We start from the raw sequence: 26,785 nt of genomic DNA on the forward strand, positions 1-26,785 counted from the left end.
TTTGGTTATGTGAGTTCGTTACTATAGGCGTTAATGATTTTCTTGACGAGCGGATGGCGAACGACGTCGGACGACGTGAAATGTTCAAAATGAATCCCATCGACTCCTTCAAGCAGATGTAACGCTTCTTGCAGTCCTGACGCTTTGCCTTTCGGCAAATCGACTTGCGTCAAATCACCGGTGACGACCATTTTCGAGCCGAAACCGAGTCGCGTCAAAAACATCTTCATCTGTTCTTTCGTCGTATTCTGCGCCTCGTCTAAAATGACGAACGCATCTTCAAGCGTCCGGCCGCGCATGTAAGCGAGCGGCGCGACTTCGATCGTGCCGCGTTCGAGCAATCGGTTCGTCTGTTCGACGCCATAGACGTCAAACAAGGCGTCGTACAACGGCCGTAAGTACGGGTCGACCTTCTCTTTCAAGTCGCCTGGCAAGAAGCCCAAGTTTTCACCCGCTTCGACCGCCGGACGCGTCAAAATAATTCGTTTGACTTGGCCTTCTTTCAGCGCACGCGCTGCCAAAACGACGGCCAAATATGTCTTCCCGGTCCCCGCCGGTCCGATTCCGAACACGAGGTCACGTTTTTCGATGGCCCGGACATATCGGCTCTGTCCGACCGTCTTCGCCCGAATCGGTTTCCCTTTGTTCGTCGTGAAGACGACTCGCTCATAATGCTCGAGCAACTCGTCGCCCTTGCCGACCTTGATGTGTTGAATCACACTGATGGCATCGCTTTCGTTCAAGCGAGCCCCTTTTTTAACGAGTTGTTGCAACGTCTTGATAACGGCCTTCGTCAATTCGAGCGTATCGGCCGTATCGGCCTGAATGATTAATTCTTCTCCACGAGGAGTGAGTGCGACCGCGAGTTCTGCTTCGATGGCTTGAAATACCTCGTCCTTCGGTCCGAGGAGCGCCTGCGCTTCGTTCGCATGTTCCATGACGAACGGAATTTTATCAGTCATAATCAATGGTTGTTTCTCCTCCCCATCAGTAGATTGTTCCTTCTTTACTTTAGCACTATCAAGCCGTTCGTGAAAGAAAGACCGTCCATTCCTCCAACAAAAAGAAGCAGTGACACGGAGTCACTGCCTCAGGTTTAACGACGGCGTTTCGACACCGGCGGTTGCAAAATTTCACTCCACACGACCGCTTGCCGAACTTGCTTCATCGAGATGCGCGGTTGTGGCCGCGACTCGGTCGACTCGGTAATCGGTGGAATTTTGACCGTCTGTTCGAACTGGGTACTCACGTGCGGTAGTTCTTCACGTCGACGCGGTGCATGTCGGTCTGTCGTTTCGGCCGGTGCGGCGACACGGCGACGTAGTTTCTGAGGAGCCGGTTTGTCTTGCTTGTTGCGCGGCTCATCGAACGTCGCCTCGACTTCTTTCATCATGTCACCGACCGTATCGAGATAACGTTTCAAATCCGTACTCGGTGGTCGTTCTCCAGTAGATGATGGTTTCTCCATCCGCTTCATGACCGCCGAGGCAATCCCGAAAGCGGCTAAGAGTAGTACCCAGAGTCCATCCATGTCCGTTACTCTCTATCAGATTCGACAGGATGACCGATTGCTTTACGCATTTCTGTATCGGCTTGGACGTTCAAGTAGTTGACGTAATCCATGACCCCGAGTTTGCCATTTCGAAGTGCGTCGGCCATCGCGAGCGGAACTTCCGCCTCGGCCGCGACGACTTTGGCGCGCATCTCTTCGACCGATGATTTCATCTCTTGCTCACGGGCGATTGCCATCGCGCGGCGTTCTTCCGCTTTCGCTTGCGCGATTTTCTTATCAGCTTCGGCTTGGTCGGTCTGGAGGACCGCCCCGATGTTTTTACCGATATCGATGTCGGCGATATCGATTGATAGGATTTCAAATGCGGTCCCTGAATCGAGACCTTTCGTCAATACGGTACGTGAAATCATATCAGGGTTCTCCAAGACGTGCTTATGGTTGTGTTGTGAACCGATCGTCGAGACGACCCCTTCACCGACACGGGCGATAATCGTCTCTTCCCCGGCACCCCCGACAAGACGATCGATGTTGGCGCGGACTGTGATGCGGGCTTTCGCCTTCACTTCAATCCCATCCATGGCCACACCAGCGATGAACGGCGTTTCGATGACTTTCGGGTTAACGGACATTTGAACCGCCTCTAACACGTTACGGCCAGCAAGATCGATTGCTGCGGCACGTTCAAACGATAATTCGATATCGGCACGGTGGGCCGCAATCAAGGCGTTGACGACACGGTCGACGTTACCCCCGGCCAAGAAGTGACTCTCGAGCTGGTTCGTGTTCAAGCCGATGCCGGCTTTGACCGCTTTGATGAGCGGGTTGACGATTTTCGATGGGACGACGCGACGGAGTCGCATCCCGATTAGTGTGAAGATCGAGACGTGGACGCCAGCGGCGAACGAGCTGATCCACAGCCCGACCGGTACGAACGTGAAGAATACGGCGAGCGCAATCAATCCTCCACCCGAGATGAGTAACGTGGTCAATAGTTCTGGTGTCATTCTGTTACATCCTCCTTCGGCTCTATAAAGTTGCGGACGACAACGCGTCCTGAATCGACTTTATACACCTGAATTTTCGTTTGCGAATCGAGATAGCTACCTTCTGTCACGACATCAATCCGTTCTCCGTCAATCTCAGCGGTACCCGCCGGGCGAAGCGGCGTCAACGTGACCCCGACTTTCCCGAGCAACCGTTTGCGGTCATCGTGGGACAAATACCCTTTGTCTGTTGACGTCGAATCGGTCAAAATCAACCCTTTATACATGAGCGATCGATTGGACTGTAGGCGACGATATGCCCAAAATCCGAGTCCAGCGACGATGGCCGTGGCTAAACCAAGCGACAACCACAGTTGTCCGATTGTGGCACCCGCCATAATCAAACTGGCGACGACCGCCCCAATCCCTAGCACGCCGAACAATCCAAAACCGGCAACGAACACTTCAATTCCTAGAAGGACGATCCCGACAAAAAACACCGTCAGAATCACTCCGAGACCAAATGTCATCGTATTGCAACCCCCTTCCGAGTTCACAAGCTACCTCTTATCTCTAGTGTATACGAAACAAGTTCGCTTTTGGTTTCGGAATACGCAAAAAAAGACAGAAACTTTTGGTTTGACCCAAAAATCCCTGTCTCTCTCATTAATTCGTCAATTGTTGTTTGACAATGCGGTTCACAAGACCACCGTCTGCCTTGCCTTTAACTTGAGGCATGACGACGCCCATCACCTTACCCATATCCGACGGGCCTGTAGCATTCGTTTGAGCAATAGCTGCTTTCACGATCGCCGTGACTTCATCTTCAGAAAGTTGTTCAGGCATATAGGCCTCTAGTACGACAATCTCGTCAGCTACTTTAGAAGCAAGGTCTTCACGACCAGCGCTTTCGAATTCTCGGAGGGAGTCTCTGCGCTGTTTCATCTCTCGGTTGAGCACCGTGAGTTCCTCTTCCTCAGTTAGATCTTGTCGACCAAATTTGATGGCCTCATTTTGGAGCGACGCTTTGACCATCCGGATCGTCGTGAGACGATCTTTTTGTTTCGCGCGCATGGCTTGCTTCATGTCGTCCGTCAAGCGTTCTTGAAGACTCATGAGCTAACACCCTCTCTACAAATGAAACTGAAATTAGAATTTCTTACGCTTACGCGCAGCTTCTGATTTCAATTTACGTTTTACGCTTGGCTTTTCGTAGTGACGACGTTTGCGAACTTCGGCAAGAGTGCCATCTTTCGAAACACCGCGTTTGAAACGACGAAGAGCGTCTTCAAGCGATTCGTTTTTACGGACACGAGTTTCCACTAGTTTTCCCTCCCTCCGAATTACACGACTAAGGAAACGTGTTTCACACGTCATAACATATTATAGTGAAAGTAAGTCGTGCGGTCAACCACTAGTTATTAATAGTCGCTGTCTGAACGTCCGCCTGTAACGATGGCGATTCCAGCTGATGCGCCGATGCGCGTCGCGCCGGCATCAATCATAGCTTGTGCGCCTTCGAAATCACGTACGCCGCCTGAAGCTTTAACGCCGAGATCTGGTCCGACCGTCTCACGCATGAGGCGGATATCTTCTACTGTCGCACCGCCTGTCGAGAAGCCAGTCGACGTTTTCACGAAGTCTGCGCCTGCTTTGACTGAAAGCTCAGCCGCTTTTTTGATTTCTTCTTTCGTAAGGAGGCACGTCTCAAAGATGACTTTAACGAGCGTTCCGTTTGCCGCTTCGACGACAGCGCGGATATCGCGCTCAACGAGATCGAAATCGCCGTCTTTCATGGCACCGATGTTGATGACCATATCGATTTCGCCTGCGCCGTTTGCAATCGCGTCTTTAGTTTCGAACGCTTTCACTTCTGGCGTGTTAGCTCCGAGTGGGAAGCCGATGACCGTACATACTTTGACGTCGTCATCTGATTTGAGTTGTTCCGCCGCGTACTTCACCCATGTCGGGTTGACACAGACGCTTGCGAATTTGTATTCGAGCGCCTCGGCACAAAGTTTTGTGACTTGATCTTTCGTTGTTTCTGCCTTCAAGGCTGTGTGGTCGATATAACGTGCTAATTCCATCGTAAAATTCCTCCTCTGATGTATCGGTCTGACATATAGGTCTGACATCTAACATATTATCATGTTTTCTTGAAATGTAACAGCTTTCAATTCAGACGAGTTGACGGCGTTTCCGCGTCTGGATCCAACTGTTCCAACTAAAGAAGAAAATGGCAATCCATATACATGTGAACGCAAAAACGTGATAGCCCGTGAACGGTTCATTATAGAGAATGACCCCGATTGCGAGACTGAGCGTCGGTGCGATGAACTGAAGAAACCCGACGAGCGTGAACGGGATATGTTGCGCCCCGTACCCGAACAAAAGAAGGGGTAGCGCCGTCATCACGCCTGTCCCGACCAACGCAACCCAAATGACCGGTTCGGTCGTCATCGTCAATCCTCCCTGAGACGTTTGCCAACCCAAGAAAATGATAGCGACCGGAACGACCGCGAGCGTCTCGATGCCGAGGCTAACCGTCGAGGCAAGTGGACGGCGTTTCTTCACCATCCCGTAAAACCCGAACGTACTGGCCAAAATGAACGCGATCCACGGGAACGACCCATAGCCGAACGTCAAGACGAGCACGCCGATTGCCGCCACGGTCACCGCCAGCCATTGTACTCGATTTAATGATTCCCGAAAAACAAGCACACCTAACACCATGCTCACGAGCGGATTGATGTAATAGCCGAGTGACGCTTCGATGATATAGCCGTGATTGACCGCCCATATGTAGACGAACCAGTTGGCACTGACGATAAATCCGTTCAACATAAAGGCGTTCCTTGTCGCCCGGTGCCGAAGCGCATAGTTGAACTCGGTCCACTGTTTCGTCCATTTCAAGACAAGTAAGATGAAGAGGAACGACCAGACGATGCGATGGGCCAAGATTTGACCGCTCGGTATTTCCTGCAAAAACTTCCAATAAATCGGTAGGACGCCCCACATGACGTAGGCCCCGACCGTTGGCATGACGCCTTTGTTCACTCTGTTCACCCGCTCTCGTAATCAATTATCGTCAGTGTAGTCGATGCGATTAGGACATTCAAGCGAATTCTTTCACCTTGCACACGACAAAAAGAGGCACGCTCGCGAGCGCACCTCGTATCGCTATGCAACTTAGTTCGGAATCGTCGCCACGGTCGCGAGCGCCTGCTCCAAATCTTCAATCAAATCTTGTACATCTTCAAGGCCGACCGAGATGCGGACGAGTCCGTCCGTAATCCCGAGTTCGAGACGGCGTTCCGCAGGAATTGACGCATGCGTCATCCGAGCTGGTACGCTAATCAAGCTCTCGACCGCGCCGAGACTTTCGGCGAGTGTGAAGTACTTCGTCTTCGCGACGACGAGTTCGGCCGCTTCGGCTGAACCGACGTCGAAGGCGATCATTCCACCGAAACCACGTGCCTGGGACAAGTGGACCCGCTTCGCTTCTTCGCTGCCGACACTCGGATGCAAGACACGGCTGACGGCTTCATGCTTCGTCAAGTAGTCGACGAGCGCGAGCGCGTTCGCTTCAATCGCTTCCATGCGGACCGCGAGCGTCTTGATGCCGCGAACAACGAGGAAGCTGTCTTGTGGTCCAAGTACCGCGCCGACTGAGTTTTGCAAGAACGCCAAACGCTCTCCCAGCTCTTCCGTGCGGGCGACGACGAGACCGGCGACGACGTCGCTATGGCCGCCTAAATATTTTGTGGCGCTATGAAGCACGTAGTCCGCCCCCAATTCGATCGGGTTTTGGAAGTACGGTGTCATGAACGTGTTGTCGACGACGAACAGGACGTCCGCCTCGTCGGCGATGGCGCGGATGAGGCGCATGTCCGTCACGTTCAACAACGGGTTTGTCGGTGTCTCGACGTAAATCATTTTCGTGTTCGGCTGGAGCGCTTCACGGACCGCTTGCGTATCGGCCGTATCGACAAAAGTTGCCTCCAAGCCAAGTGATTGAAATACTCGATTGAATACACGGTACGTTCCCCCATATACGTCAGAACCGACGATGACGTGGTCCCCTGATTTCATTAACATTAAAATCGTCGAGATGGCTGCCATCCCAGAACCGAACGCAAACCCGCTGGCACCGCCCTCGATATCGGCGATGAGCGTCTCAAGTGCCGTCCGTGTCGGGTTGGCCGTCCGCGAATATTCATACCCTTCGCGGAGATTGCCGATGCCGTCTTGCTTATACGTGCTCGTCTGATAAATCGGTGGTGTGACGGCTCCCGTCAACGGGTCCGTTGTTTTACCGCCGTGAATGAGTGCTGTTTTTGTACGCATATTCTGCCTCCTTGACTATTCCTTGACTTAAATAACGTTCAACGCTGTCCGGTAAAATCGTCACGATGACGCCTTCTGTCATCTGAGCCGCTTCTTGTACGCATGCCGCGATAGCCGCTCCGGATGAACTTCCGACGAGCAAACCTTCTTGTTTGGCGAGGTGGGCGACATAATAGAACGCCTCTTCGTCCGTAATCGTGTAAATCCCGTCGACGAGCTCGCGCGGCAAGAACGCCGGCCACGCCTCGACGCCGATGCCTTCTGTCTTGTGCGGCCCTGGTGCTCCACCGTTCAAAATCGACCCTTCCGGCTCGACGACGATCGTCTTCGTCCCGTTCGGCCGCAACTTGCTCGCGACACCTGTAAACGTCCCCCCTGAGCCGGCCCCGGCGATGAACACATCGATGTTCGGCAGGTCGGCCTGAAGCTCGAGCGCGAGCGTGTCGACGTATGCGTCCGGATTATCCGGATTCGAGAACTGTTCCGGCACATAGGCGTCATGTTCGATGGCGAGCTCTTTCGCCCGCGCAATGGCCCCTTTCATCCCGAGCTCCGTCGGCGTGTTGACAACGGTCGCCCCGAGAAGCGCCATGAGCGCTTGCTTCTCTTGACTGAACTTCTCCGGAGTGACGGTCATCAACTTGATGCCGTGACGTTGACAGGCGAGTGCGAGCCCGATCCCGGTGTTCCCGGCCGTCGGTTCGACGACCGTTCCCCCGCGTACGAGTTGTCCACGTTCAAGCGCCCGTTCAATCAATTGCAGACCGAGCCGATCCTTGACACTACCGCCCGGGTTCATCATCTCGAGCTTGCCGTACACTTTGACACCCGGAGGAACCGGTAACGTCCGCAATTCGAGAAGAGGCGTCTCCCCGATCAATTCATAGACGCTTTGGACAATCATTTACGCTTCGTCCTTGAAGATGATGTGCCACTCGTCACGCTTAGCAAGCATGTCGGCCGCGAGCTTCTTCGCACCCTCGAAATCGTGATGGTTCGCGCTGCCGCATTGAATCGGGTTTTGCGCTGGAAGTTCTGTCGCATTTGCTGCATCGCGGAGTGTCGCTTCAACGAGGTCGAGCATCGCTTCGTAATCCCCGTCGTTCAACATCGTCCAATAGAAGCCTGTCTGGCAACCCATCGGCGAGACGTCAATGATTTGATTCGAGTGGCTACGGCTGTTCTCGGCAATCAAGTGCTCGAGCGAATGGACGGCGCGCATCGGCATAAGCCCTTCGTTCGGTTGAATGAAGCGAATGTCATATTTATAAATCGTATCGGCCGTCCCTTTCTTCACTCCAGCTAAACGGACGTAAGGCGCTTGTACTTTTGTATGGTCTAAATTAAAGCTTTCGACTTTATAACTTTTCATGATTGAGTTCCTCCTGATTGTTTCGTGGCCACGACGAGCCAGACGAATTTATTTTTTTGCGTGAGCGTAACCGTATAGCCGTTTGCTTCGAGCATCGCTTGAATCGTCTGGGTATATGGATAAAACTCTCGATTCAAATCCTCGAGTAAATCGGTATAGCCGTTCGCTTCGGCCCAGTCCAAGATGTCCCGTTTCGCTGTTTGCGAGGCGAACATCGTATCGAGCAAGACGAAGCGCGGGGCGTCGAGGTGTTCGACGTAACTTCGAATCGCCGTCCGTTTCTCATCATCCGTCAAATGATGGAACGCATAGGATGACACGATTGTATCGACCTGTTGATCCGTCGGATAGTTGAGAAAGTCACCGTCGACGATATCGAGCTGTAACTTCTCGGCCGCGACGGCCCGCATTTCCGGAGACGGTTCGACCGAAATCAATTCGTGGCGCTCCAAGATTTTTGCACTCAAGTTCCCTGTCCCGCTTCCGAATTCCATGACCCGGCCTTCTAATTGGTCGACGACCTCGTTGAGCATCGTCTCGTACCCGGCGAACACTTCACGATACTGTTCGTCATGTCCGGTCACGGTCGCGTCATATTCTGACGCCCATTCCTTAAAAATGTCCATGAATTGTAATCCCATGTTGTCACCCCATCATCTTTATTCCGACTATATCGATAAGTTTTATATGATTTATCTACTACAGACTGTATCAACTTTAGATTAAAATCTCAAGCGAATTGCCCATATTGTTTGAGAGAGATGAATTATTTATTGTTAATCCGATGAAAGAGTCAGGAAATGAGAAAAGACCTATCCACATTTTAACGTGGATAGGTCCAAAGTAATTGTCAGAATCTTTTAATTTGTTCAAATTCATTACCCTATCGTTTAAAAAATAGGAAGAATTTTGGTTTGAAATCCGCTATCCTTTTCCACAAATGGATTTATTTTTTCAAAAAACGATTGGAGGATACTAAATTGCCACAACCGAAATTTTATTTGAACGTCTCCCTCGCGACTTGCCTCGCGTTGACGCCCGGCCTACTCGGCCTCGGCGCAGAACCTGTCCTAGCCAAGCCATCTGTCAAACAAAGCGTGAGCTCGACCGACAAACATGAGAAATTGCGCGTCGTCGTCGAACTTGTCGGTGCCCCAGCAATCGAACAAGCAAAGAAAAAGGGTAAAAAGTTTAACGAGTTGACGAAAACGGAGAAAGACGGCGCTCAAAAGCTCGTCAAAGCCGAACAAAAGAAAGCGAAAGCTGCCATCTCGAAAAAAGGCGTCAAGGCCGTGACGCTCGAAGAGTTCACGACCGTCTTCAACGGTTTCAGTACGATGCTCACAGCGACCGACGTCAAAAAGGTCGAGGCGTTGCCTGAAGTCGCAAGCGTCCACGTCGTCAACGAGTACGAACGTCCAGAAGTCAAACCGGACATGGTCACGAGTAATGGCATGGTCCAATCACAGCAGACGTGGGGCGATTACGGGTTCACGGGCGAAGGGACGATCGTCGCTGTCATCGATACAGGCGTTGACGCCGACCACCGTGACTTCCGTCTTACGGATGATTCAAAAGCCGAGTTGTCTCAAACAGAAGTCGAGACGGCCGTCAGCACGTTCGGCATGCCTGGAGCTTACATAAACGAGAAAGTCCCATACGCTTATAACTATTATGATGAGAACGATGATATCCGTGACGATTCACCTGGCGCCTCGATGCACGGGATGCACGTCTCGGGTACTGTCGCCGCCAACGGGGATGAAGCGGCCGGTGGCTTGAAAGGTGTCGCTCCTGAGGCACAAGTGCTCGGGCTCAAAGTATTCAGTAACGACCCGAACTATGCTTCGACATACGGCGATATCTACATTAAAGCCATCGATGACGCCATCAAACTCGGTGCGGACGTCATCAACATGAGTCTCGGCTCAACGGCCGGATTCGTCGATGCCGACTCACCGGAACAACAAGCCGTCCAACGTGCCGTCGATAACGGTGTCTTCATGTCGATTTCGGCTGGAAACTCGGCTTACTTCGGCAACGGTTACGACCTTCCGTACGCCGATAATCCGGACACGGGCGTCGTCGGTGCCCCGAGTGTCAGCTCGGCGTCGACATCCGTCGCTTCGCTCGAGAACGATCAAATTCAATTGGACGCGTTCTCAGTCAAGTCGGGTGACGCCACTGACAAAATCGGTTGGAAAAAACAAGACGGTCCTGCCTTCACGCAAGGCAATTACGACCTCGTTTACGTCGGCGACGGCCAACCGAGCCAATACGTCGGAAAAGACGTTAAAGGAAAAATCGTCCTCGCGGTTCGCGACGGCAGTTACTTCTATTCAAACATTCAACAGACAGCCGAAGCGAACGGCGCAGCTGGCGTCATTGTCCGTGGAGCTGTCGGTCACGGCGATTATGTGAGCATGGCATTGGCCAACCCGAAAATCCCGATGGCCTCGCTTAGCATCAAAGACGGGAACACGTTGCAACAACGTCTCCTCGCTGGTGAACAGATGACAATCGGCTTTGCCGGCGATCGCCTCAGTGTCACGAACGGCGCGGCCGGTCAGCTCTCGAACTTCACGTCGTGGGGCATGACGCCAAACCTCGACTTCAAGCCAGAAATTTCAGCACCGGGCGGACAGATCTTCTCGACGTTGAACGATAACCAGTACGGCTTGATGAGTGGTACATCGATGGCTGCCCCACACGTGGCCGGCGGAGCTGCCCTCGTCCTCGAACGCGTCGACCGCGACTTCAATTTGACAGGAACAGCACGCGTCACGATGGCGAAGAACTTGCTCATCAACACATCGAAAGCTGTCACGGATATCGGACCGCTCAACAAACAGTTACAACAAAACCTCCCTTACACGCCGCGTCGTGGTGGAGCTGGTCTCATGCAATTGCATGCTGCCGTCTCGACACCGGCAATCGCGTACGAGAAGAAGACGAAAGAAGCGAAAGTCGCGCTCAAGGAATTGAACCGCAGCAAGGCGACGTTCACGCTTGTCGTCGAGAACTTGTCGGACAAGGCTGTGTCGTATAACGTGTCTTCGTCACTCCAGACCGATCTCGCTATCGAGCAGACGTCTGGACTCGTTCAGAACGCGATGGAAGCCCAAGCGCTCGAGAATGCAAAAGTGACCGTCAACGGGAAGAAAGTCAGTACGGTCAAAGTAAAACCGAACGCGAAAGTAGAACTCAAAGTCGCACTTGACGTCTCGAAAGCGAAAGTGCTCAATCCGAAAACGCTCGACGGCCTCGTACCGGCGAAAGACGTCTTCGAGAACGGTTACTTCGTTGATGGATTCGTCCGCTTGACGGACGTCAACGGTCCTGAGGGCAACCCGTCACTCGTCGTACCGTTCGTCGGTTTCGAAGGAGACTGGGGCAAGGCGCCAATCTTCGATGCCTCCATCTATGAAGACGGCTCGTTCTACGAAGTATCAGGTATGGTCGATCAAACAGGGAACTATCTCGGTTCGAACCTTGACGAATCGGTCTCTGCCGACGCAATCGCCTTCTCACCAGACAAAGATGGCTCAAAAGATGTCGCTGTACCGGTGTTCTCGTTGCTCCGTAACGCCAAGGACGTCAAGTATCGCATCGTCGACGAGGCCGGCAATGTCGTCCGGACGTTGTTCCAAGACGAAGAACTTCGCAAGAACTACTTTGACGGCGGTGCCAACACACCTTATTACTACTCGGCCGCTTACACATGGGATGGTCAGTTGAATGGCAAACCAGCCCCGGCCGGCAAATACTTCTATGAAATCGAAGGAAGCATCGATTACATGAAAAAACAAGCCCAGACGCTTCGCTTCCCAGTCAAAGTCGATTACACGGACCCGACGTTCACGACGAAATGGCAAGGGGAGAGCTTGGCGGTCCAAGCGAAAGATGAGTTCTCAGGCATCCATTCGGTCGAATATTTCTTGAACGGAAAATCCGTCGCCAAGCAAGCTGATGGCAAGGCCTATACGTTCACAGGCGTCAGTGACGCCGATCAAGTCAGCGTTCGCGTCGTCGATCACGCTGGCAACAGCACAACGAAGACGGTCGCTTACTCGACAGACGCGGATAAGCCTGGAGTGTTCGTGAACGCCCCGCTCGCTTTGACGCCATACGCGACATCGGTTGTCCCGGTCGCTGGAACGATTCAAGACGCATCTGCGATCCAGTCGTTCCAAGTCGACGGTGTTGACGTTCCGCTCACATGGGACGATGCGAAGAAAGAACACATCTTCGACACGACGCGGACGTTCGCGGACGGTGTCCATAAGTTACGGTTCGTCGCCGAGGATGCGGCTGGAAACGTGACCAACTTCCAACGTGCGATTTTTGTGGATACGACACCAGCCAGCATCGAACTTGGAAAACTACCGAAAAAAATCGGTAAAAAACAATCGACGGTCAACGTCTCTGTAACGGTGAAAGACAACTTCGACGAAGTGAAACTTCTCGTCAACGGCGACTTGAAATTCAGCCAAGCGCTGAAAGAACCGTATGAGATGCGTTCATTCGCGAAAACACAGACGGTCACGCTTCCTGTGACGTCAGGTGAGAACACGTTCACGTTCGAGGCGACCGACCTCGCCGGCAACGTGACGACGAAGACGATCACACTCGTCAAATAATAATTCGACAGGCTCGCGCCCAAATCGCGAGCCTGTTTTTTCTAGGTACAAAAACGGCTCCCGCATCCGCGAGAGCCGTTTGATGTGTTAATTCAATTCGAGCGCATAAGAGACAGCGGCGAGCGCATAGAGCGGCGCCGTCTCCGAACGCAAGATGCGTGGTCCGAAAGCACAGGCCTGTGCCCCGCGTTCCGTCCACTCATTCACTTCACTTTCGTCAAAGCCGCCTTCCGGCCCGACGATGAGCAGGAGCTTCGCCCCAGGTCGAAGTGCTTTCAACACCGTCGCAAACGCTGCTTGCTCCCCTTGCTTCGCTTGTTCTTCATAGGCGATGACGACGGCATCGAACGAATCGATGCGGTCCGTCAGTTCCCGTGGTGTGATGTGTTGGCACATCGGAACGACGGCGCGGTACGACTGTTCGGCCGCTTCCTGCATGATTTTCTGGAGCCGTTCGACTTTTTTCGGTGCCTTTTTGGCGTCCCATTTGGCGACCGAGCGCTTCGATTCGAACACCCAGAAGTGATGCATGCCGAGCTCAGTCCCTTTTTGGGCGACGAGTTCGACTTTATCGCCTTTCGGAAGCGCATAGGCGAGCGTCACGTCGACGGGAAGTTCGGTCGTCGCTTGACGGCGTTCGAGCACCCGGGCCGTGCCCGTCTTCTTCTCGAGCGTCACGACCTCAGCCTCATATTCGAGGCCGGTACCGTCTAAAAGCACCATGCGATAACCGGGCGTCTCCCGGAGCACTGTCCCGATATGATGGACGACGTCGGCCGGTAAGGTGGCCGTGTCATTAACAAATGACTCACGCGGTAAAAAGTATCGTTGCATGGCTCATCCTTTCTTCGCGATGATGGCGACCCAGTCTTCCATGACCCGTGTCTCTTCAATCGCGAATCCGGACGCCTTGAGCGCCTCTGTCACCTCGGCCCGCTTCTGTCCGATAATACCCGACGTGATGAAGTAGCCGCCCGGTTTGACGCGCGCATATGCATCATCGATGAACAGCATGATGACGTCGGCCAAAATATTGGCGACGACGAGGTCATACTCCCCCGTCATCCCTTTCAACAAGTCACCCGTCTTCACGTCGATGACGTTGCCGACACCGTTCGTCTCGACGTTTTGACGCGCCGATTCGACGGCGACCGCATCCAAATCGAGTGCCTCGACTCGTTCGGCCCCAAGCTTCGCAGCAGCGATGGCGAGGACACCTGAACCCGTGCCGACATCAATCAATCGGTCACCCGGTCGGATATAGTTCTCGATCGCCTGAATGCAGAGCATCGTCGTCGGATGCGTCCCCGTCCCGAACGCCATACCCGGATCGAGTAAGATGACGTTCTCTTCCGGTTGTGGCTCATAATCTTCCCAAAGCGGAACGATCGTCAAATGTTGTGAGATTTTGACGGGCTTGTAGTACTGCTTCCACGAATGGGCCCAGTCCTCTTCGTCCATCTCGACGACCGTCACGTCACCGGTGCCGATATCGAGCACATGACGCAAGCCATCCACTTCTTTTTTGAACGCAGCGAGCGTGTCTTGAAAATCACCTGAGGCCGGTACGTATGCTTTCACATAAACACCGGACGTCGGATACGATTCACGGCCCGACACGTCCCAAATCTCGCCGAAATGGTCTTCGGCCATCATCTGGTCGTAATCTTCGACGTCCTCGATGACGACCCCTTGTGCCCCCACTTCATGTAGTAAATTCGATACGGCTTCGACTGCCTGCTGTGTCGTGTGGACACAAATTTCAGACCATTTCATTGTTTGAACACGCTCCTTTTACTGGCTAAAAAACTTCTTCATCTTTTGGAACAGGCCGTGTTGTTCTTCGACGCCTGCTTCTCCGCTAATCTCTTCGAATTCACGGAGCAATTCTTTTTGACGGTCGGTCATATTCGTCGGCGTCATGATGACGATATTGACGTACTGGTCGCCATTGCCGCCGCCGCGGACGCTCGGCATCCCTTTGCCGCGCAACCGGAATCGCGAACCGGTCTGCGTGCCGGCTGGAACTTTCAAACTCACTTTGCCGTGGACGGTCGGAACTTCGAGTTCCGCGCCGAGTGCGGCCTGGGCGAACGTGACCGGCATCTCCATCGTGATATGTTGGTCGACCCGTTCAAAGATTTCATGCGCCCGGACGCGAACGACAATATACAGGTCGCCGGCTGGGCCGCCGTTAAAGCCAGGACCACCTTTGCCTGATAGACGGATTTGTTGGCCGTTGTCGATTCCAGCTGGAATCTTGACTTCGACTTGCTTCTGTTTCTTCACATGGCCAGAGCCGTGACACGTCTCACATTTTTCTTTAATCGTCTTCCCGCTTCCGTGACATTGGCTACACGTCCGTTGATTGACCATCCGGCCGAGAATCGTGTTCTGTTCGACCGTCTCGACACCGCTGCCGCCACAACGGCTGCACGTATCCGGTTTTGTTCCCGGTTTGGCGCCGCTGCCCATGCACGTGTCGCATTCGACTTCAATCTCAAGGTCGATGATTTCCGTCTTGCCGGTCACACTCTCCATGAAATCGAGGTCGACGACGTATTGATAGTCTTCCCCGCGTCGTGGAGCGTTCGGGTCTTGACGACGTCCCCCACCGCCACCGAAGAACATGTCGAAGATGTCACCGAAACCGCCTTGGAAGTCGCCACCGCCGCCGAATTGGCTGGCCCCTTCAAAACCGAAACGGTCGTATTGGGCCCGTTTCTGTTCGTCTGACAATACTTCGTATGCTTCACCGAGCTCTTTGAACTTGTCGGCCGCATCCGGCTCTTGGTTGATGTCAGGGTGATACTGGCGTGCCAGCTTGCGATAAGCACGTTTGATGTCTTGTGCCGAGGCCGATTTATCTAGGCCAAGCACTTCATAATAATCTCGTTTCGCCACGTTACTCTCTCCTCTACACTGTCTAAACTAAAATTCTACCGAATCTACCTTAACATGGAAAGAGCCAAAGCAGAAACCTGCTTTGGCGCTCTCCTCTCTATCGGTTGCCTTATTTGCGATCGTCGAGATCTTCAAACTCAGCGTCAACGACGTTGTCGTCTTTCGCTTCCGTCTGCGTCTCTGCACCTTCAGCACCTTGCTGTTCAGCCATGTTCGCATATACTTTTTGCGTCAACTCTTGCACGACGTTCGACAATTCGTCTTTCGCCGTACGGAGGGCTTCGAGGTCTGTGCCTTCGAGTGCCGTTTTCGCTTTTTCTTTCGCAGCTTCAGCGCGCTCTTTGTCCGTAGCGTCGACTTTGTCGCCGAGGTCTTTGATCGCCTTGTCCGTTGCGAAGACGAGTTGGTCTGTCTCGTTGCGGAGTTCAGCTTCTTCTTTACGTTGTTTGTCAGCTTCCGCGTTCGCTTCCGCTTCTTTTACCATACGCTCGATTTCAGCCTCGTCGATCCCTGAAGACGATTGAATCGTGATGGACTGTTCTTTGTTCGTACCGAGGTCTTTCGCCGATACGTGAACGATTCCGTTCGCATCGATGTCGAATTTGACTTCGATTTGTGGCACGCCACGTGGTGCCGGCGGAATGTCCGTCAACTGGAAGCGACCGAGTGTCTTGTTGTCTGGTGCCATCGGACGTTCCCCTTGGAGGACGTGGATGTCTACCGCTGGCTGGCTGTCAGCCGCCGTCGAGAAGACTTGTGATTTCGAAGTCGGGATCGTCGTGTTGCGATCGATCAACTTCGTCATCACGCCACCCATCGTCTCGATACCGAGCGAGAGCGGAGTCACGTCGAGAAGGACGACGTCTTTGACGTCACCGGCAAGGACGCCACCTTGGATTGCGGCACCGAGGGCGACGACTTCATCCGGGTTCACGCCTTTGAACGGCTCTTTCTTCGTGAAGTCGTGAATCGCTTTTTGAACCGCTGGGATACGTGTCGAACCACCGACGAGGATGATCTTGTCGAGGTCAGACGGTGTAAGACCTGAGTCTTTCAACGCGCGGCGTGTCGGCTCCATCGTGCGCTCGACGAGGTCGGCTGTCAACTCTTCGAATTTCGCACGTGTGAGTGTCGTTTCAAGGTGAAGCGGACCAGCTGCTCCGGCCGTGATGAACGGAAGGCTGATGTGCGCGCTCGTCACACCAGAAAGGTCTTTCTTCGCTTTCTCGGCTGCATCTTTCAAACGTTGAAGCGCCATCTTGTCTTGAGCGAGGTCGATGCCGTTCTCTTTTTTGAATTCTGCCACGAGATAGTCGATGACTTTTTGGTCAAAGTCGTCACCACCGAGACGGTTGTCCCCTGCTGTTGCGACAACTTCGAAGACGCCGTCGCCAAGTTCGAGAATCGAGACGTCGAACGTACCGCCACCGAGGTCATAAATCAAGATCGTGTGGTCTTCACCTTTATCGAGACCGTAAGCGAGTGCAGCTGCCGTCGGCTCGTTGATGATTCGTTTGACGTCGAGACCAGCGATTTTCCCTGCATCTTTCGTCGCTTGACGCTCCGCATCGTTGAAGTAGGCAGGAACAGTGATGACTGCTTCCGTCACCGTTTCACCGAGGTAGTCTTCTGCATCTTTTTTCAATTTCTGCAAAATGATTGCCGAGATCTCTTGCGGCGTGAATTTCTTGCCGTCAACTTCGACCGTATGCGACGTTCCCATGTGACGCTTAATCGATTGAATCGTGTTCGGGTTCGTGATCGCTTGACGTTTCGCTACTTCTCCGACTTGACGCTCTTCGCCTTTGAATGCGACGACAGATGGTGTCGTACGGTTCCCTTCTGCGTTCGAGATGACGACTGCTTCGCCACCTTCCATGACTGCCACACATGAGTTCGTTGTACCTAAGTCAATTCCGATAATTTTACCCATTGTCTATTCCTCCATCTAATTAAGTAATGTTATTCTGAGACTTTTACCATGCTCGGACGAATGACGCGTCCGTGCATCGTGTACCCTTTTTGAAGCTCCATCGTCACGATGCCCGATTCGAACTCATCGCTCGGCTCTTGCATGACCGCTTGATGATAGTTCGGGTCGAACGGTTGGCCAACCGCTTCAATCACTTCGACGTTCTCACCGTTCAAGACGTCGAGTAACTGGCGGTGAATCATGTCGACGCCCGCTTGAATCTGCTTGGCGTCGTCCGAAGTCGCCTCGACTTGGAGCGCGCGCTCGAAGTTATCGATGAGCGGAATCAACTTCTCGACGACCGTCTGTGACGCGAACTTCACGCGTTTCGCGTTCTCTTCGTTCGTCCGACGACGGAAGTTATCAAAGTCCGCACGGATGCGGAGCTCGCTCGCTTTGAGTGCGTCGATTTCTTTTTGTAAATCCGTCCCTTCAGAAGTTTCTTCCACAAACTCAACATTTGAAACCTCTTCTGCTTCGACAGCCTCTGTCTGTTTCGGATCAAAATCTTTTTCTTCGAGCACTTCTTCTGGTTCAGGCCCGTTTTGTTTGTCAGTTGTCATAATGAGGCTCCTTTCCATCACTCTTCTAATTTCGTTCGCCTTAACGCCTCAATGATTTGTCCCATCATTTGGACACCGTGTCGATAGTCCATCCGGGTCGGTCCAATCATGGCGATTGTCCCGAACGTCTTCCCGTCGAGCGTATAGTCGGACGTGATGACGCTACAATTTTGAAGCGCGACGATGCCATTCTCGCTACCAATGCTCACATAAATCTCGCGGTTTGGCAACGATTCGAGCCAGTCGGTCAACCGTTCCTGTTCATCGATCCATTCGAGGAACGGACGCAACGTGTCGAGCGTCTGAAACTCAGGTTGGTTGAAGATGTTCTTCTTCCCCCCTAGATATAGCGAAGCAGGATGTTGGACTTCGACGGTCGATTGAATGAGTTGCATCATGAACTCAAATTGTTCCTGGTGCGCGAGTCGAAGTTTGGCCACTTCTTCCCCGATTCGGAACTTTAGCTGACCGAGTGGAGTCCCTTTGAGACGATCGTTCAAGAAACGAATCGTCTGTTCGACCAAGTCAGGCGCCATCGGAGAGTCGAATACGACCGTCCGATGTTCGACGTGGCCTTGATCGGTCACGATCAAGACGACGCCGCGCCGTTCGTCGAGCGGCATCAAGTCGATTCGGGCCAGGCGATTCATCTGGCTGTTCGGACCGAGTGCCACCGTCGTATAGTTGGTCAAATCAGAGAGCAGGTCAGCGGCTTGACGGATGAGCACTTCCGACTCTTGGGCCGAAGCGCGCAGTCGTTCACCGAGACGATACGTCTCGCGCTCGTCGATGATTTTCGTCTCGACGAGATGGTCGACATAATACCGATAGCCGATTTCGGACGGGATTCGTCCGGCCGACGTATGCGGCTTTTCAATCAAACCCATGTCTTCTAAATCGGCCATGTCGTTACGGATCGTCGCCGAACTGAATGATAAGTCATCCCGCTTCGATAACGTCCGCGACCCGACCGGTTGAGCCGTCTGAATATAATCATCGATGATCGCTCGTAAAATGAGCAATTGTCTCTCTGTCAGCACAACATCACTCCTCTCTGAAGGATTGGCCTCGCTTTATTAGCACTCATATTTACTGAGTGCTAATCACACTTCAAATATTATCATGTTCTCCTTATTTGTCAATTCATTTGGCTCATTTTTTCCAGTCCGTTCAAGCGTTCGGATATGCATGTTTCGTCAACATTCGGTATGATACGAAATGAGGTGATTAGATGTTTACAACACAACAATTCGACGTATTCACGCAAGACGGACTCGACGCCCGGATGGCCGGGATCCGCTCAGAGATTCAACCGCTGTTTCACCGGATTTATGACGAGGTCGGGCCTCAGCTCGAAGCCGACGTCGGCATCCCGCTCTATTTACATGTCGCCAAGCATGCCCGCCGGACGGTCAATCCGCCGAAGGACACGTGGATGGCGATTTGCCATGACAAACGCGGCTATAAGAAACATCCCCATTTCCAGGTCGGCTTATTCGACGACCGCGTCTTCGTCTGGCTCGCCTTCATCTATGAGATGCCGAACAAGGAAGCAATCGGCCGCCGGCTTATGGCACTCGACTTCAAATCGGATTTCCCTGACTTCCATATCGCCGGGGACCATATGAAGAAAGACGCGTTTTTAATCGAGGATATGTCAGCCGAATCGATTGAGACGATGACGGAACGCTTCGCGACCGTGAAAAAAGCTGACTTCTTAATCGGCCGCCAACTTCCGGCCGATGCGTCGATTCTTCAAAACGAAGCCGCCTTCCTGGCGCTCGTCGAGGATACGTTCAGCCGGCTCATGCCGATTTATCGTGACCTCGTGTTATAACCGAAACAAGGGCGAACCCGCATTGGGTTCGCCCTTTTGTTGTTCAGTTAGATACTTGCGCTTGCGAGTCGTTCCATTTCGCTTCACCGATGAAGGCCGCGAATGCCTCATTGGCGAGCGGGAGTCCCGACTCGGTCAAGCGGACGTGTGTGTCCGTCGTCTCAATCAACCGCTTCGCCTCGAGCTCCGTCAGGACGTGCCCGAACACCGAACGCATCGATACACCGTACTTCGACTCGAACGTCGCAAACGACACGCCTTGGCGCATCCGTAGTCCGAGGAACAGCTCTTCTTCCATCTTCTCGAACGTCTCGAGCGTCGTCGTATTGCGGACCGGTAACCCCTCCGCTTTGATATAGTGCGGAATCGGTGCGATGTTCGCCCGACGTTCCCCGTTCAAATAACTGTGCGCGCCGGCGCCGAAGCCGTAATACTCTTCGTTGCGCCAGTACACTTGGTTATGACGGCTCTCCCGTCCTTCAAGGCTATAGTTTGAAATCTCATATTGTTTCAATCCACGCCGTTCGAGCGTCTCCATCACTTTTAAATACATCGCGACTTCGATATCTTCGCCCGGAAGGCGCAACTTCCCTTTTCGCTCTTGAATCGCGAACACGGTGTGCGGCTCGAGAATCAACGAATAGGAAGACACGTGTTGAATCGGGAGCTCGAACGCCAAGTCGAGGTCGCGCTCAATCTGCTCGAGCGTCTGTTCCGGCAACCCGAACATCAAGTCGATCGAGATGTTATCGAATCGCTTCGCAGCTTCCGTCACGGTCGCAAACACGTCATCGGCCCGGTGCGTCCGTCCGATGCGCTCGAGTCCGCCGTCGTCGAACGTTTGGACGCCGAAACTGACGCGGTTGACTCCTCCTTGCTTCATCGTGTCGAGTTTCTCCGCACTGACGAAGTTCGGGTTCGCCTCGACCGAATACTCCAAATTCGGAGACGCGAGCGGGAGCAGATGACGTGCGACCATGTCCATGAGTCGTTTCATCTGCGCCTCATTGAGCGCCGTCGGTGTCCCACCGCCGATAAAGATCGTCTCGATCGTATCGGTCGGGTATTGTTCGAGCGAGAGGATGATTTCCCGTTCAAGTGCATCTAAATAGTCATCAACCGGTTGGTTCTTTAAGAACACCTTGTTGAAATCACAGTAATAACAAATATGTTCACAAAATGGAATGTGAAGATATACGGCTTTAGCCATGGCGGCCACCCCTTTCTTCTCTTCCATTTATAACGCTTTTCACGCCGAGACGCCACTCTGCACGTTCAATCGAACCGATGAATGAACAGACCGCTCTTCAGTTTCGGTTCGAACCACGTCGATTTTGGCGGCATTTGACCGTTCTCGTCGGCGACGCGCATCAGCTCTTCCATCGCCGTGGCATGACACGTCAATACGACGACGTCATCACGTTCAGCCAAGTCGGCGAGACGTTTCGGTGCGTCTTTGCCGCCGATGAAATCGATTCGGTGATCGGTGCGAACGTCCGTGACGTGAAAATACGGTTCGAGCACATCCCGTTGCAGCGTCGCGACGTCGAGCGACGTCGTCGTCTGCAGTTTTTTGAGCATGAAATGCTCGCCCCGGTAAGACAAACCGAACGTGCCCCGCTCGTTCGGGACATACAAAGCAGGGACCGACTCGAGGTCATACGATAAATCCAGATTTTCGAGCAGTACCATCACTTCTTCTGTGTCCACTTGATTCAGGATCCGGTGATATGGCAAAATCGTCAGCTCATCGCTCGGGAACAAGACGCCGAGGAAGTGATCCCGCTCTTGTTTCGATTCCCCTTCATGAATCGGGCTCCGTGCGACGACGGCTGCGGCTTTGGCCCGGTGATGCCCATCGGCGATATAGATGGCCGGAATGCTGGCCCCGAGCATGATGACGCGTGCTTGATGCTTGGATGGCACGGCATAGCCTTCATGGATGACACCTTCACTGTCCGTGAAGGCGAACAACGCCTCTCCTGTCGTCGCATCGTCCAAGATGCGACGCAACCCTTCGTCCGGCGCGTGGCTCATCAAAATCGGGCCAGTGTGCGCTTTCGTCGCCGATACGTGCTCGACGCGTTCGCGTTCTTTCGCGGCACGGGTGTGCTCATGAATCTTGATGCGACCGGCCTCATAATCGGTCACCGAGAATGTGGCGACGAGCCCTGTCTGGACACGCCCTTGATCGGTGAGCCGGTAAACATAAAATCCGTGGGTCCGTTCGGTCAACTCGCTCTCGTAAAGCCGTTCGAGCTCATGACGGGCTCGTTGTCCCCACGCCTCGAGCGGCATGTCCGCCGTGAACACTTCTGGTTTATCGACCGCAAGGAACGAGTCGGGACGCAGTTTGACGTCTTCACGTGCTTGTTCGACGCTGACGATATCGTACGGGTCGGCTGCGACGTTCTCGGGATGGGTTGGCATGTATGGGGCAAACGGTTTGAATACGACCATAATTATTCCTCCTTAAAATTCGCGGACGCGCATGACGCCCTCGATGTCGTACAGGGCGTGCACAGATAGCGTCTCATGTTTATGGTTGTCGATGTCGATCAACGTATAGGCCACGTCGTTGCGGCTCCGGTTGACCATGTTATCTATATTGATTCCGTTCTCGGCGAGCCGGCTGGCGATTTGACCGACCATGTTCGGGACGTTCAAATGGAGCACGGCCAAACGCCGCTTGCCGACGTAAGGGAGTTCCGTGTTCGGGAAATTGGCCGAGTTTCGGATACTACCGGTCTCGAGATACAGTTTGAGCGTATCGACGGCTTGGATTGCACAGTTCACCTCAGACTCGTGGGTCGAGGCGCCGAGGTGCGGGAACGCGACGACTTGCGGATGTCCGAGCAGCACTTGTTTCGGGAAGTCGGTGATGTATGTCGCCACGTTGTCATCGAGCGCTTCTAACAAATCGGCGTCATTCACGAGTTCACCCCGCGCGAAATTCAAAACGGTGGCGCCCGGTTTCATCTGCTTGAACCATGTCGCATCAATCATGTGGCGCGTGTCATCCGTAAGCGGCATATGAATCGTCAGGATGTCGACGTCGGCGAGCAACTCGCTCAACTGCTTCGCCCGTTTTACTTGTTGTGAGATATTCCAGGCCCCGTCGACCGATAAGTGCGGGTCGTACCCGATGACGTCGATGCCGAGATGGAGCAAATCGTTCGCGAGCGACGCCCCGATTGCACCGAGACCGACGATGCCGACGCGCTTGCCTCGCAGTTCGGACCCGACGAAACGCCGTTTCTGTTGTTCCATCGCTTCTTCGAGCGATGTCTGATCGGCAAACGTATGATTGTTGACCCAGTTCGCCCCTTCCAAAATCGGACGGACCGATAACAGCATGCTGGCGAGCACGAGTTCTTTGACCGCGTTCGCATTCGCGCCCGGCGTATGGAACACGACGACCCCTTGACGGGCGAGCCGGTCGAGCGGGATATTGTTCACGCCGGCACCGGCCCGGGCGATGGCGAGCAAGTAAGGCGGGATGTCCGCCTGATGGACGTCATGGCTCCGAATGACCCAGGCGTCCGCTTGTTCGGCGTCATTTACGGCATACTCGCTCGGCTCGAAACGCCGTAACCCGTCTTCTGCGATTTGATTATACGTTTTTATATGAAACATCTTGTCCCTCCTGTTCAAACTCATGCATCACATCGATGAGACGCTTCACGCCTTCGAGCGGCATCGCGTTGTATAGACTGGCTCGCAGGCCGCCGACCGAACGGTGACCCCCGAGCTCGATTAATCCGCGTGCCTCGGCGAATCGTTGAAACGCCCGGTCCGTCTCGGCATCCCCGGTCGTGAACGGGATGTTCGTCAGCGACCGCTGCTTGCCCAAGACGACGGCATGAAACATTGGCGATGCATCCAAGGCGTCGTAAAATAGACCACTCTTCTCGACGTTGCGACGTTCCATCGCCTCGACCCCGCCTTCTCCCTCGACCCAGGCGAGCACGCGCTCGGCGACGTATAGACTGAACGTCGATGGAGTGTTGAGCAGCGTATCGACGTGCTTGCTGTACGCGAGGTATGACGGCAAGTCACGGTCGACAATCAAATCGCGACGGATGATGACGAGCGTCAATCCGGCCGGCCCGATATTTTTTTGGGCACCGGCATATAATAGCCCATAGCGCTTGACGTCAATCGTTTCCGCCAAGATGTTCGACGAGACGTCGGCGACGATCGGGACGTCCGTGTCCGGCAGTTTCGTATAGCGCGTCCCTTCAATCGTGTTGTTCAACGTCACATGAAGATAGTCGACGTCTGAAATCGTCTCTGGCCATGCGGGAAGGTCTCGATACTTGACCGCTGCCGAACTGCCGGCGACGACGACGTCACCGTAGTGTTTCGCATCAGCAATCGCTTTTTTCGACCAAATCCCGCTGTCGAGATAGGCGAAGCGCCCCGACTCGCGCAGGTTCATCGGCACCATCGAGAATTGTAGGGTGGCACCGCCTTGTAGAAACAGGACGGCATAGTCGTCAGGAATCTGCATCAATCGCCGCAGTCTCGCCTCGAGCTGCTCGACGATTGTGGCGAACGTGTCGGAACGGTGACTCATTTCGACGATGGACACCCCTTGTTTATAGGAAAGAAACTCGGCTTGCACTTCACGTAAGACCGGTTCCGGCAAGACGCCCGGCCCGGCTGAAAAATTATAGATCACCGCCACTCCTCCTCTATTTCTCTGTAAGTACGTACTATTCCGTGCCTGACGTGCCGAATCCTGCCAAATGACAAAAATCGCCCTTATCCGGAGATAAGGGCGAACGATTATTCTTCGTCCATCGACAAGACGGACATGAATGCTTCTTGTGGCACTTCGACGGAACCAACCATTTTCATGCGCTTTTTACCTTCTTTTTGCTTCTCGAGCAATTTACGTTTCCGCGAGATGTCACCACCGTAACATTTGGCGAGAACGTTCTTACGGAGTGCCTTGATTGTCGAGCGGGCCACAATTTTCGTTCCGACTGCTGCTTGAATCGGCACTTCGAACTGCATCCGCGGGATGAGTGCTTTCAGCTTCTCGACGATGACCTTCCCACGTTCGTAGGCGAAATCACGGTGCACGATGAAGCTCAAGGCATCGACGAGCTCGTTGTTGAGGAGGATATCCATCTTGACGAGTCGCGACGGACGATAGCCGATCAAGTCGTAATCGAGCGACGCATAGCCTTTCGTGCTCGACTTCAACTGGTCGAAGAAGTCGTAGACGATCTCACTGAGCGGGATGTCGTACGTGATTTTGACGCGGGTCGTGTCGATATACTGCATATCGATGAAGCTACCGCGTTTCTTCTGACAGAGCTCCATGATGGCACCGACATAATCGTTCGGTGTCATGATGGCCGCTTTGACGTATGGCTCTTCAATCAATTCAACTTTTTGCTGTTCTGGCATCTTCGACGGGTTGTCGACGTGGATGACGTCCCCTGCTGTCGTCGTGACGTGATAGATAACCGACGGTGCCGTCGTAATCAAATCAATGCCGAATTCACGCTCGATTCGCTCTTGAATGATTTCCATGTGGAGCATGCCGAGGAATCCGCTCCGGAATCCGAATCCGAGTGCCTGTGACGTCTCCGGCTCGAACTCGAGCGCCGCGTCCGACAACTGAAGCCGTTCAAGTGCTTCACGCAAATCGTTGTACTTCGCCGCGTCAATCGGATAGAGACCGCAGTATACCATCGGGTTCATCTTCCGGTAACCCGGGAGTTGTTCCGTCGAAGGGTTTTTGGCGAGTGTGATCGTATCACCGACACGAACGTCGCCGACCGTTTTAATCGACGCCGAGAGCGTCCCAACGTCGCCGACATTCAATTCTTTCACCGATAACGGTTTCGGTGTCGAGACGCCGAGGTCCGTGACTTCAAACGATTTGCCCGTCGACATCATTTGTACCTTGTCTCCGACTTTGACCGAACCGTTAACGATTCGAATCGAAGCGACGACGCCGCGATAAGCGTCATAATACGAGTCGAAAATCAACGCCTGAAGTGGCGCTGACGGATCTCCCGTCGGTGCTGGGACGAGTTCGACGATCTGTTCGAGAATCTCTTCAATCCCGATTCCCGCTTTGGCCGAAGCCGGTACGGCATCACTCGCATCCAAACCGATGACGTCCTCAATCTCTTGACGGACGCGTTCGACGTCCGCAGACGGCAAGTCGATCTTGTTGATGACCGGGATGATTTCAAGGTCGTTATCAAGCGCGAGATAAACGTTCGCGAGCGTCTGGGCCTCGATGCCTTGCGCCGCATCGACGACGAGGACAGCCCCTTCACATGCTGCGAGTGAACGTGACACTTCATACGTGAAGTCGACGTGTCCCGGTGTATCGATCAAGTGAAGGATGTACTCTTCTCCGTCTTTTGCGGTATAGTTCAATTTAACGGCGTTCAACTTGATTGTAATCCCACGTTCCCGTTCGAGATCCATCGCATCGAGCGTCTGTTCTTTCATTTCACGCGCCGTGAGCGCACCAGTTCTCTCGAGAATCCGGTCAGCGAGCGTCGACTTCCCATGATCGATGTGAGCGATGATGGAAAAGTTCCGAATCTTCTTCTGACGATTCTCTAATTCTTGTTTGTTCATATATGGGTTCACCTATCCTTCTCATGCATACCGTGTCAT

The 26,785-nt window shown here is 53.4% G+C and carries 25 protein-coding genes; 2 read left to right on the forward strand and 23 right to left on the reverse strand.

All coding sequences use genetic code 11. The features are described from left to right. Positions 1 to 5 precede the first annotated feature (5 nt). From KNP67_RS09355 to KNP67_RS09410, 12 genes are all read right to left on the reverse strand, one after another. A complete protein-coding gene (locus KNP67_RS09355; RefSeq protein WP_029595222.1) occupies positions 6 to 962 on the reverse strand; it encodes a PhoH family protein in 957 nt (318 codons plus the stop codon). Between the two features lie 134 nt (positions 963 to 1,096). After that, a complete protein-coding gene (locus KNP67_RS09360; protein ID WP_214756526.1) occupies positions 1,097 to 1,531 on the reverse strand; it encodes a hypothetical protein in 435 nt (144 codons plus the stop codon). A 5-nt stretch (positions 1,532 to 1,536) separates the two neighbouring features. Further along, positions 1,537 to 2,517, reverse strand: a complete 981-nt coding sequence (gene floA, locus KNP67_RS09365; RefSeq protein WP_021065685.1) for a flotillin-like protein FloA — start codon at positions 2,515 to 2,517, stop codon at positions 1,537 to 1,539. Further along, the gene (locus KNP67_RS09370; protein WP_021065684.1) at positions 2,514 to 3,026 is read right to left on the reverse strand and encodes an NfeD family protein; all 513 of its coding nucleotides are present in this window, start codon (positions 3,024 to 3,026) and stop codon (positions 2,514 to 2,516) included. Before KNP67_RS09370 ends, floA begins: the two co-directional genes overlap by 4 nt. 136 nt (positions 3,027 to 3,162) lie before the next feature. After that, positions 3,163 to 3,612 (reverse strand): GatB/YqeY domain-containing protein, encoded by a 450-nt coding sequence (locus KNP67_RS09375; RefSeq protein ID WP_021065683.1) that lies wholly within the window; start codon positions 3,610 to 3,612, stop codon positions 3,163 to 3,165. Between the two features lie 33 nt (positions 3,613 to 3,645). Continuing rightward, positions 3,646 to 3,840 carry a 30S ribosomal protein S21 gene (gene rpsU / locus KNP67_RS09380; protein WP_029334745.1) on the reverse strand — a complete coding sequence of 65 codons (195 nt, stop codon included), beginning with the start codon at positions 3,838 to 3,840 and terminating at the stop codon, positions 3,646 to 3,648. Positions 3,841 to 3,917: 77 nt separating this feature from the next. Continuing rightward, a complete protein-coding gene (gene deoC / locus KNP67_RS09385; protein WP_021065682.1) occupies positions 3,918 to 4,583 on the reverse strand; it encodes a deoxyribose-phosphate aldolase in 666 nt (221 codons plus the stop codon). Positions 4,584 to 4,674: 91 nt separating this feature from the next. Beyond that, positions 4,675 to 5,553 (reverse strand): EamA family transporter RarD, encoded by an 879-nt coding sequence (rarD, locus tag KNP67_RS09390; protein WP_021065681.1) that lies wholly within the window; start codon positions 5,551 to 5,553, stop codon positions 4,675 to 4,677. Between the two features lie 132 nt (positions 5,554 to 5,685). After that, positions 5,686 to 6,843 carry a bifunctional cystathionine gamma-lyase/homocysteine desulfhydrase gene (locus KNP67_RS09395; RefSeq protein ID WP_021065680.1) on the reverse strand — a complete coding sequence of 386 codons (1,158 nt, stop codon included), beginning with the start codon at positions 6,841 to 6,843 and terminating at the stop codon, positions 5,686 to 5,688. Then, positions 6,809 to 7,747: a PLP-dependent cysteine synthase family protein gene (locus KNP67_RS09400; RefSeq protein WP_214756527.1), complete on the reverse strand. Its 939-nt coding sequence runs from the start codon at positions 7,745 to 7,747 to the stop codon at positions 6,809 to 6,811. Before KNP67_RS09400 ends, KNP67_RS09395 begins: the two co-directional genes overlap by 35 nt. Then, complete coding sequence (locus tag KNP67_RS09405; RefSeq protein WP_021065678.1) at positions 7,748 to 8,215, reverse strand: S-ribosylhomocysteine lyase; 468 nt, start codon at positions 8,213 to 8,215, stop codon at positions 7,748 to 7,750. It abuts the gene before it with no gap. Then, positions 8,212 to 8,856, reverse strand: a complete 645-nt coding sequence (locus tag KNP67_RS09410) for a class I SAM-dependent methyltransferase (RefSeq protein WP_131471279.1) — start codon at positions 8,854 to 8,856, stop codon at positions 8,212 to 8,214. Before KNP67_RS09410 ends, KNP67_RS09405 begins: the two co-directional genes overlap by 4 nt. A 339-nt stretch (positions 8,857 to 9,195) precedes the next feature. Between KNP67_RS09410 and KNP67_RS09415 the strand changes: the two genes are divergently transcribed. Continuing rightward, positions 9,196 to 12,855: a S8 family serine peptidase gene (locus tag KNP67_RS09415; RefSeq protein WP_214756528.1), complete on the forward strand. Its 3,660-nt coding sequence runs from the start codon at positions 9,196 to 9,198 to the stop codon at positions 12,853 to 12,855. A gap of 87 nt (positions 12,856 to 12,942) precedes the next feature. Here KNP67_RS09415 and KNP67_RS09420 read toward each other — a convergent pair whose 3' ends face one another. The 6 genes from KNP67_RS09420 to hrcA all read right to left on the reverse strand — a co-directional run bounded on the left by KNP67_RS09420 (position 12,943) and on the right by hrcA (position 19,334). Then, positions 12,943 to 13,689, reverse strand: a complete 747-nt coding sequence (locus KNP67_RS09420; protein ID WP_131471281.1) for a 16S rRNA (uracil(1498)-N(3))-methyltransferase — start codon at positions 13,687 to 13,689, stop codon at positions 12,943 to 12,945. A gap of 3 nt (positions 13,690 to 13,692) precedes the next feature. After that, positions 13,693 to 14,631: a 50S ribosomal protein L11 methyltransferase gene (prmA, locus tag KNP67_RS09425; protein ID WP_029595213.1), complete on the reverse strand. Its 939-nt coding sequence runs from the start codon at positions 14,629 to 14,631 to the stop codon at positions 13,693 to 13,695. A gap of 18 nt (positions 14,632 to 14,649) precedes the next feature. Beyond that, complete coding sequence (gene dnaJ / locus KNP67_RS09430) at positions 14,650 to 15,759, reverse strand: molecular chaperone DnaJ (RefSeq protein ID WP_131471282.1); 1,110 nt, start codon at positions 15,757 to 15,759, stop codon at positions 14,650 to 14,652. Positions 15,760 to 15,868: 109 nt separating this feature from the next. Further along, complete coding sequence (gene dnaK, locus KNP67_RS09435) at positions 15,869 to 17,692, reverse strand: molecular chaperone DnaK (protein WP_029595211.1); 1,824 nt, start codon at positions 17,690 to 17,692, stop codon at positions 15,869 to 15,871. 29 nt (positions 17,693 to 17,721) lie between these two features. Next, positions 17,722 to 18,294, reverse strand: a complete 573-nt coding sequence (grpE, locus tag KNP67_RS09440) for a nucleotide exchange factor GrpE (protein ID WP_029595210.1) — start codon at positions 18,292 to 18,294, stop codon at positions 17,722 to 17,724. 17 nt (positions 18,295 to 18,311) lie between these two features. Further along, positions 18,312 to 19,334 (reverse strand): heat-inducible transcriptional repressor HrcA, encoded by a 1,023-nt coding sequence (gene hrcA / locus KNP67_RS09445; RefSeq protein ID WP_029595209.1) that lies wholly within the window; start codon positions 19,332 to 19,334, stop codon positions 18,312 to 18,314. Positions 19,335 to 19,525: 191 nt separating this feature from the next. On the opposite strand from hrcA, the gene KNP67_RS09450 reads away from it, so the two are divergent. Next, positions 19,526 to 20,131, forward strand: a complete 606-nt coding sequence (locus KNP67_RS09450; protein ID WP_214756530.1) for a DUF1054 domain-containing protein — start codon at positions 19,526 to 19,528, stop codon at positions 20,129 to 20,131. Between the two features lie 43 nt (positions 20,132 to 20,174). Here the strand turns inward: KNP67_RS09450 and hemW are convergent, their stop codons facing one another. The 5 genes from hemW to lepA form a co-directional block, all read right to left on the reverse strand. Then, positions 20,175 to 21,341, reverse strand: a complete 1,167-nt coding sequence (hemW, locus tag KNP67_RS09455) for a radical SAM family heme chaperone HemW (RefSeq protein WP_029595207.1) — start codon at positions 21,339 to 21,341, stop codon at positions 20,175 to 20,177. 65 nt (positions 21,342 to 21,406) lie between these two features. After that, positions 21,407 to 22,591, reverse strand: a complete 1,185-nt coding sequence (locus tag KNP67_RS09460; protein WP_214714599.1) for a DUF1015 domain-containing protein — start codon at positions 22,589 to 22,591, stop codon at positions 21,407 to 21,409. A 12-nt stretch (positions 22,592 to 22,603) separates the two neighbouring features. Next, the gene (locus KNP67_RS09465) at positions 22,604 to 23,767 is read right to left on the reverse strand and encodes a 3-phosphoglycerate dehydrogenase family protein (RefSeq protein ID WP_021065664.1); all 1,164 of its coding nucleotides are present in this window, start codon (positions 23,765 to 23,767) and stop codon (positions 22,604 to 22,606) included. Then, positions 23,745 to 24,821, reverse strand: coding sequence for a 3-phosphoserine/phosphohydroxythreonine transaminase (gene serC / locus KNP67_RS09470; RefSeq protein ID WP_214714597.1), 1,077 nt, complete (start codon positions 24,819 to 24,821; stop codon positions 23,745 to 23,747). Before serC ends, KNP67_RS09465 begins: the two co-directional genes overlap by 23 nt. Positions 24,822 to 24,922: 101 nt before the next feature. Beyond that, entirely contained in the window at positions 24,923 to 26,746 is a 1,824-nt protein-coding gene (gene lepA, locus KNP67_RS09475; RefSeq protein WP_021065662.1) for a translation elongation factor 4, read from the reverse strand. Positions 26,747 to 26,785: the final 39 nt, after the last annotated feature.

This window comes from Exiguobacterium sp. s157, from assembly GCF_018618205.1.
Lineage (GTDB): Bacteria > Bacillota > Bacilli > Exiguobacteriales > Exiguobacteriaceae > Exiguobacterium > Exiguobacterium chiriqhucha.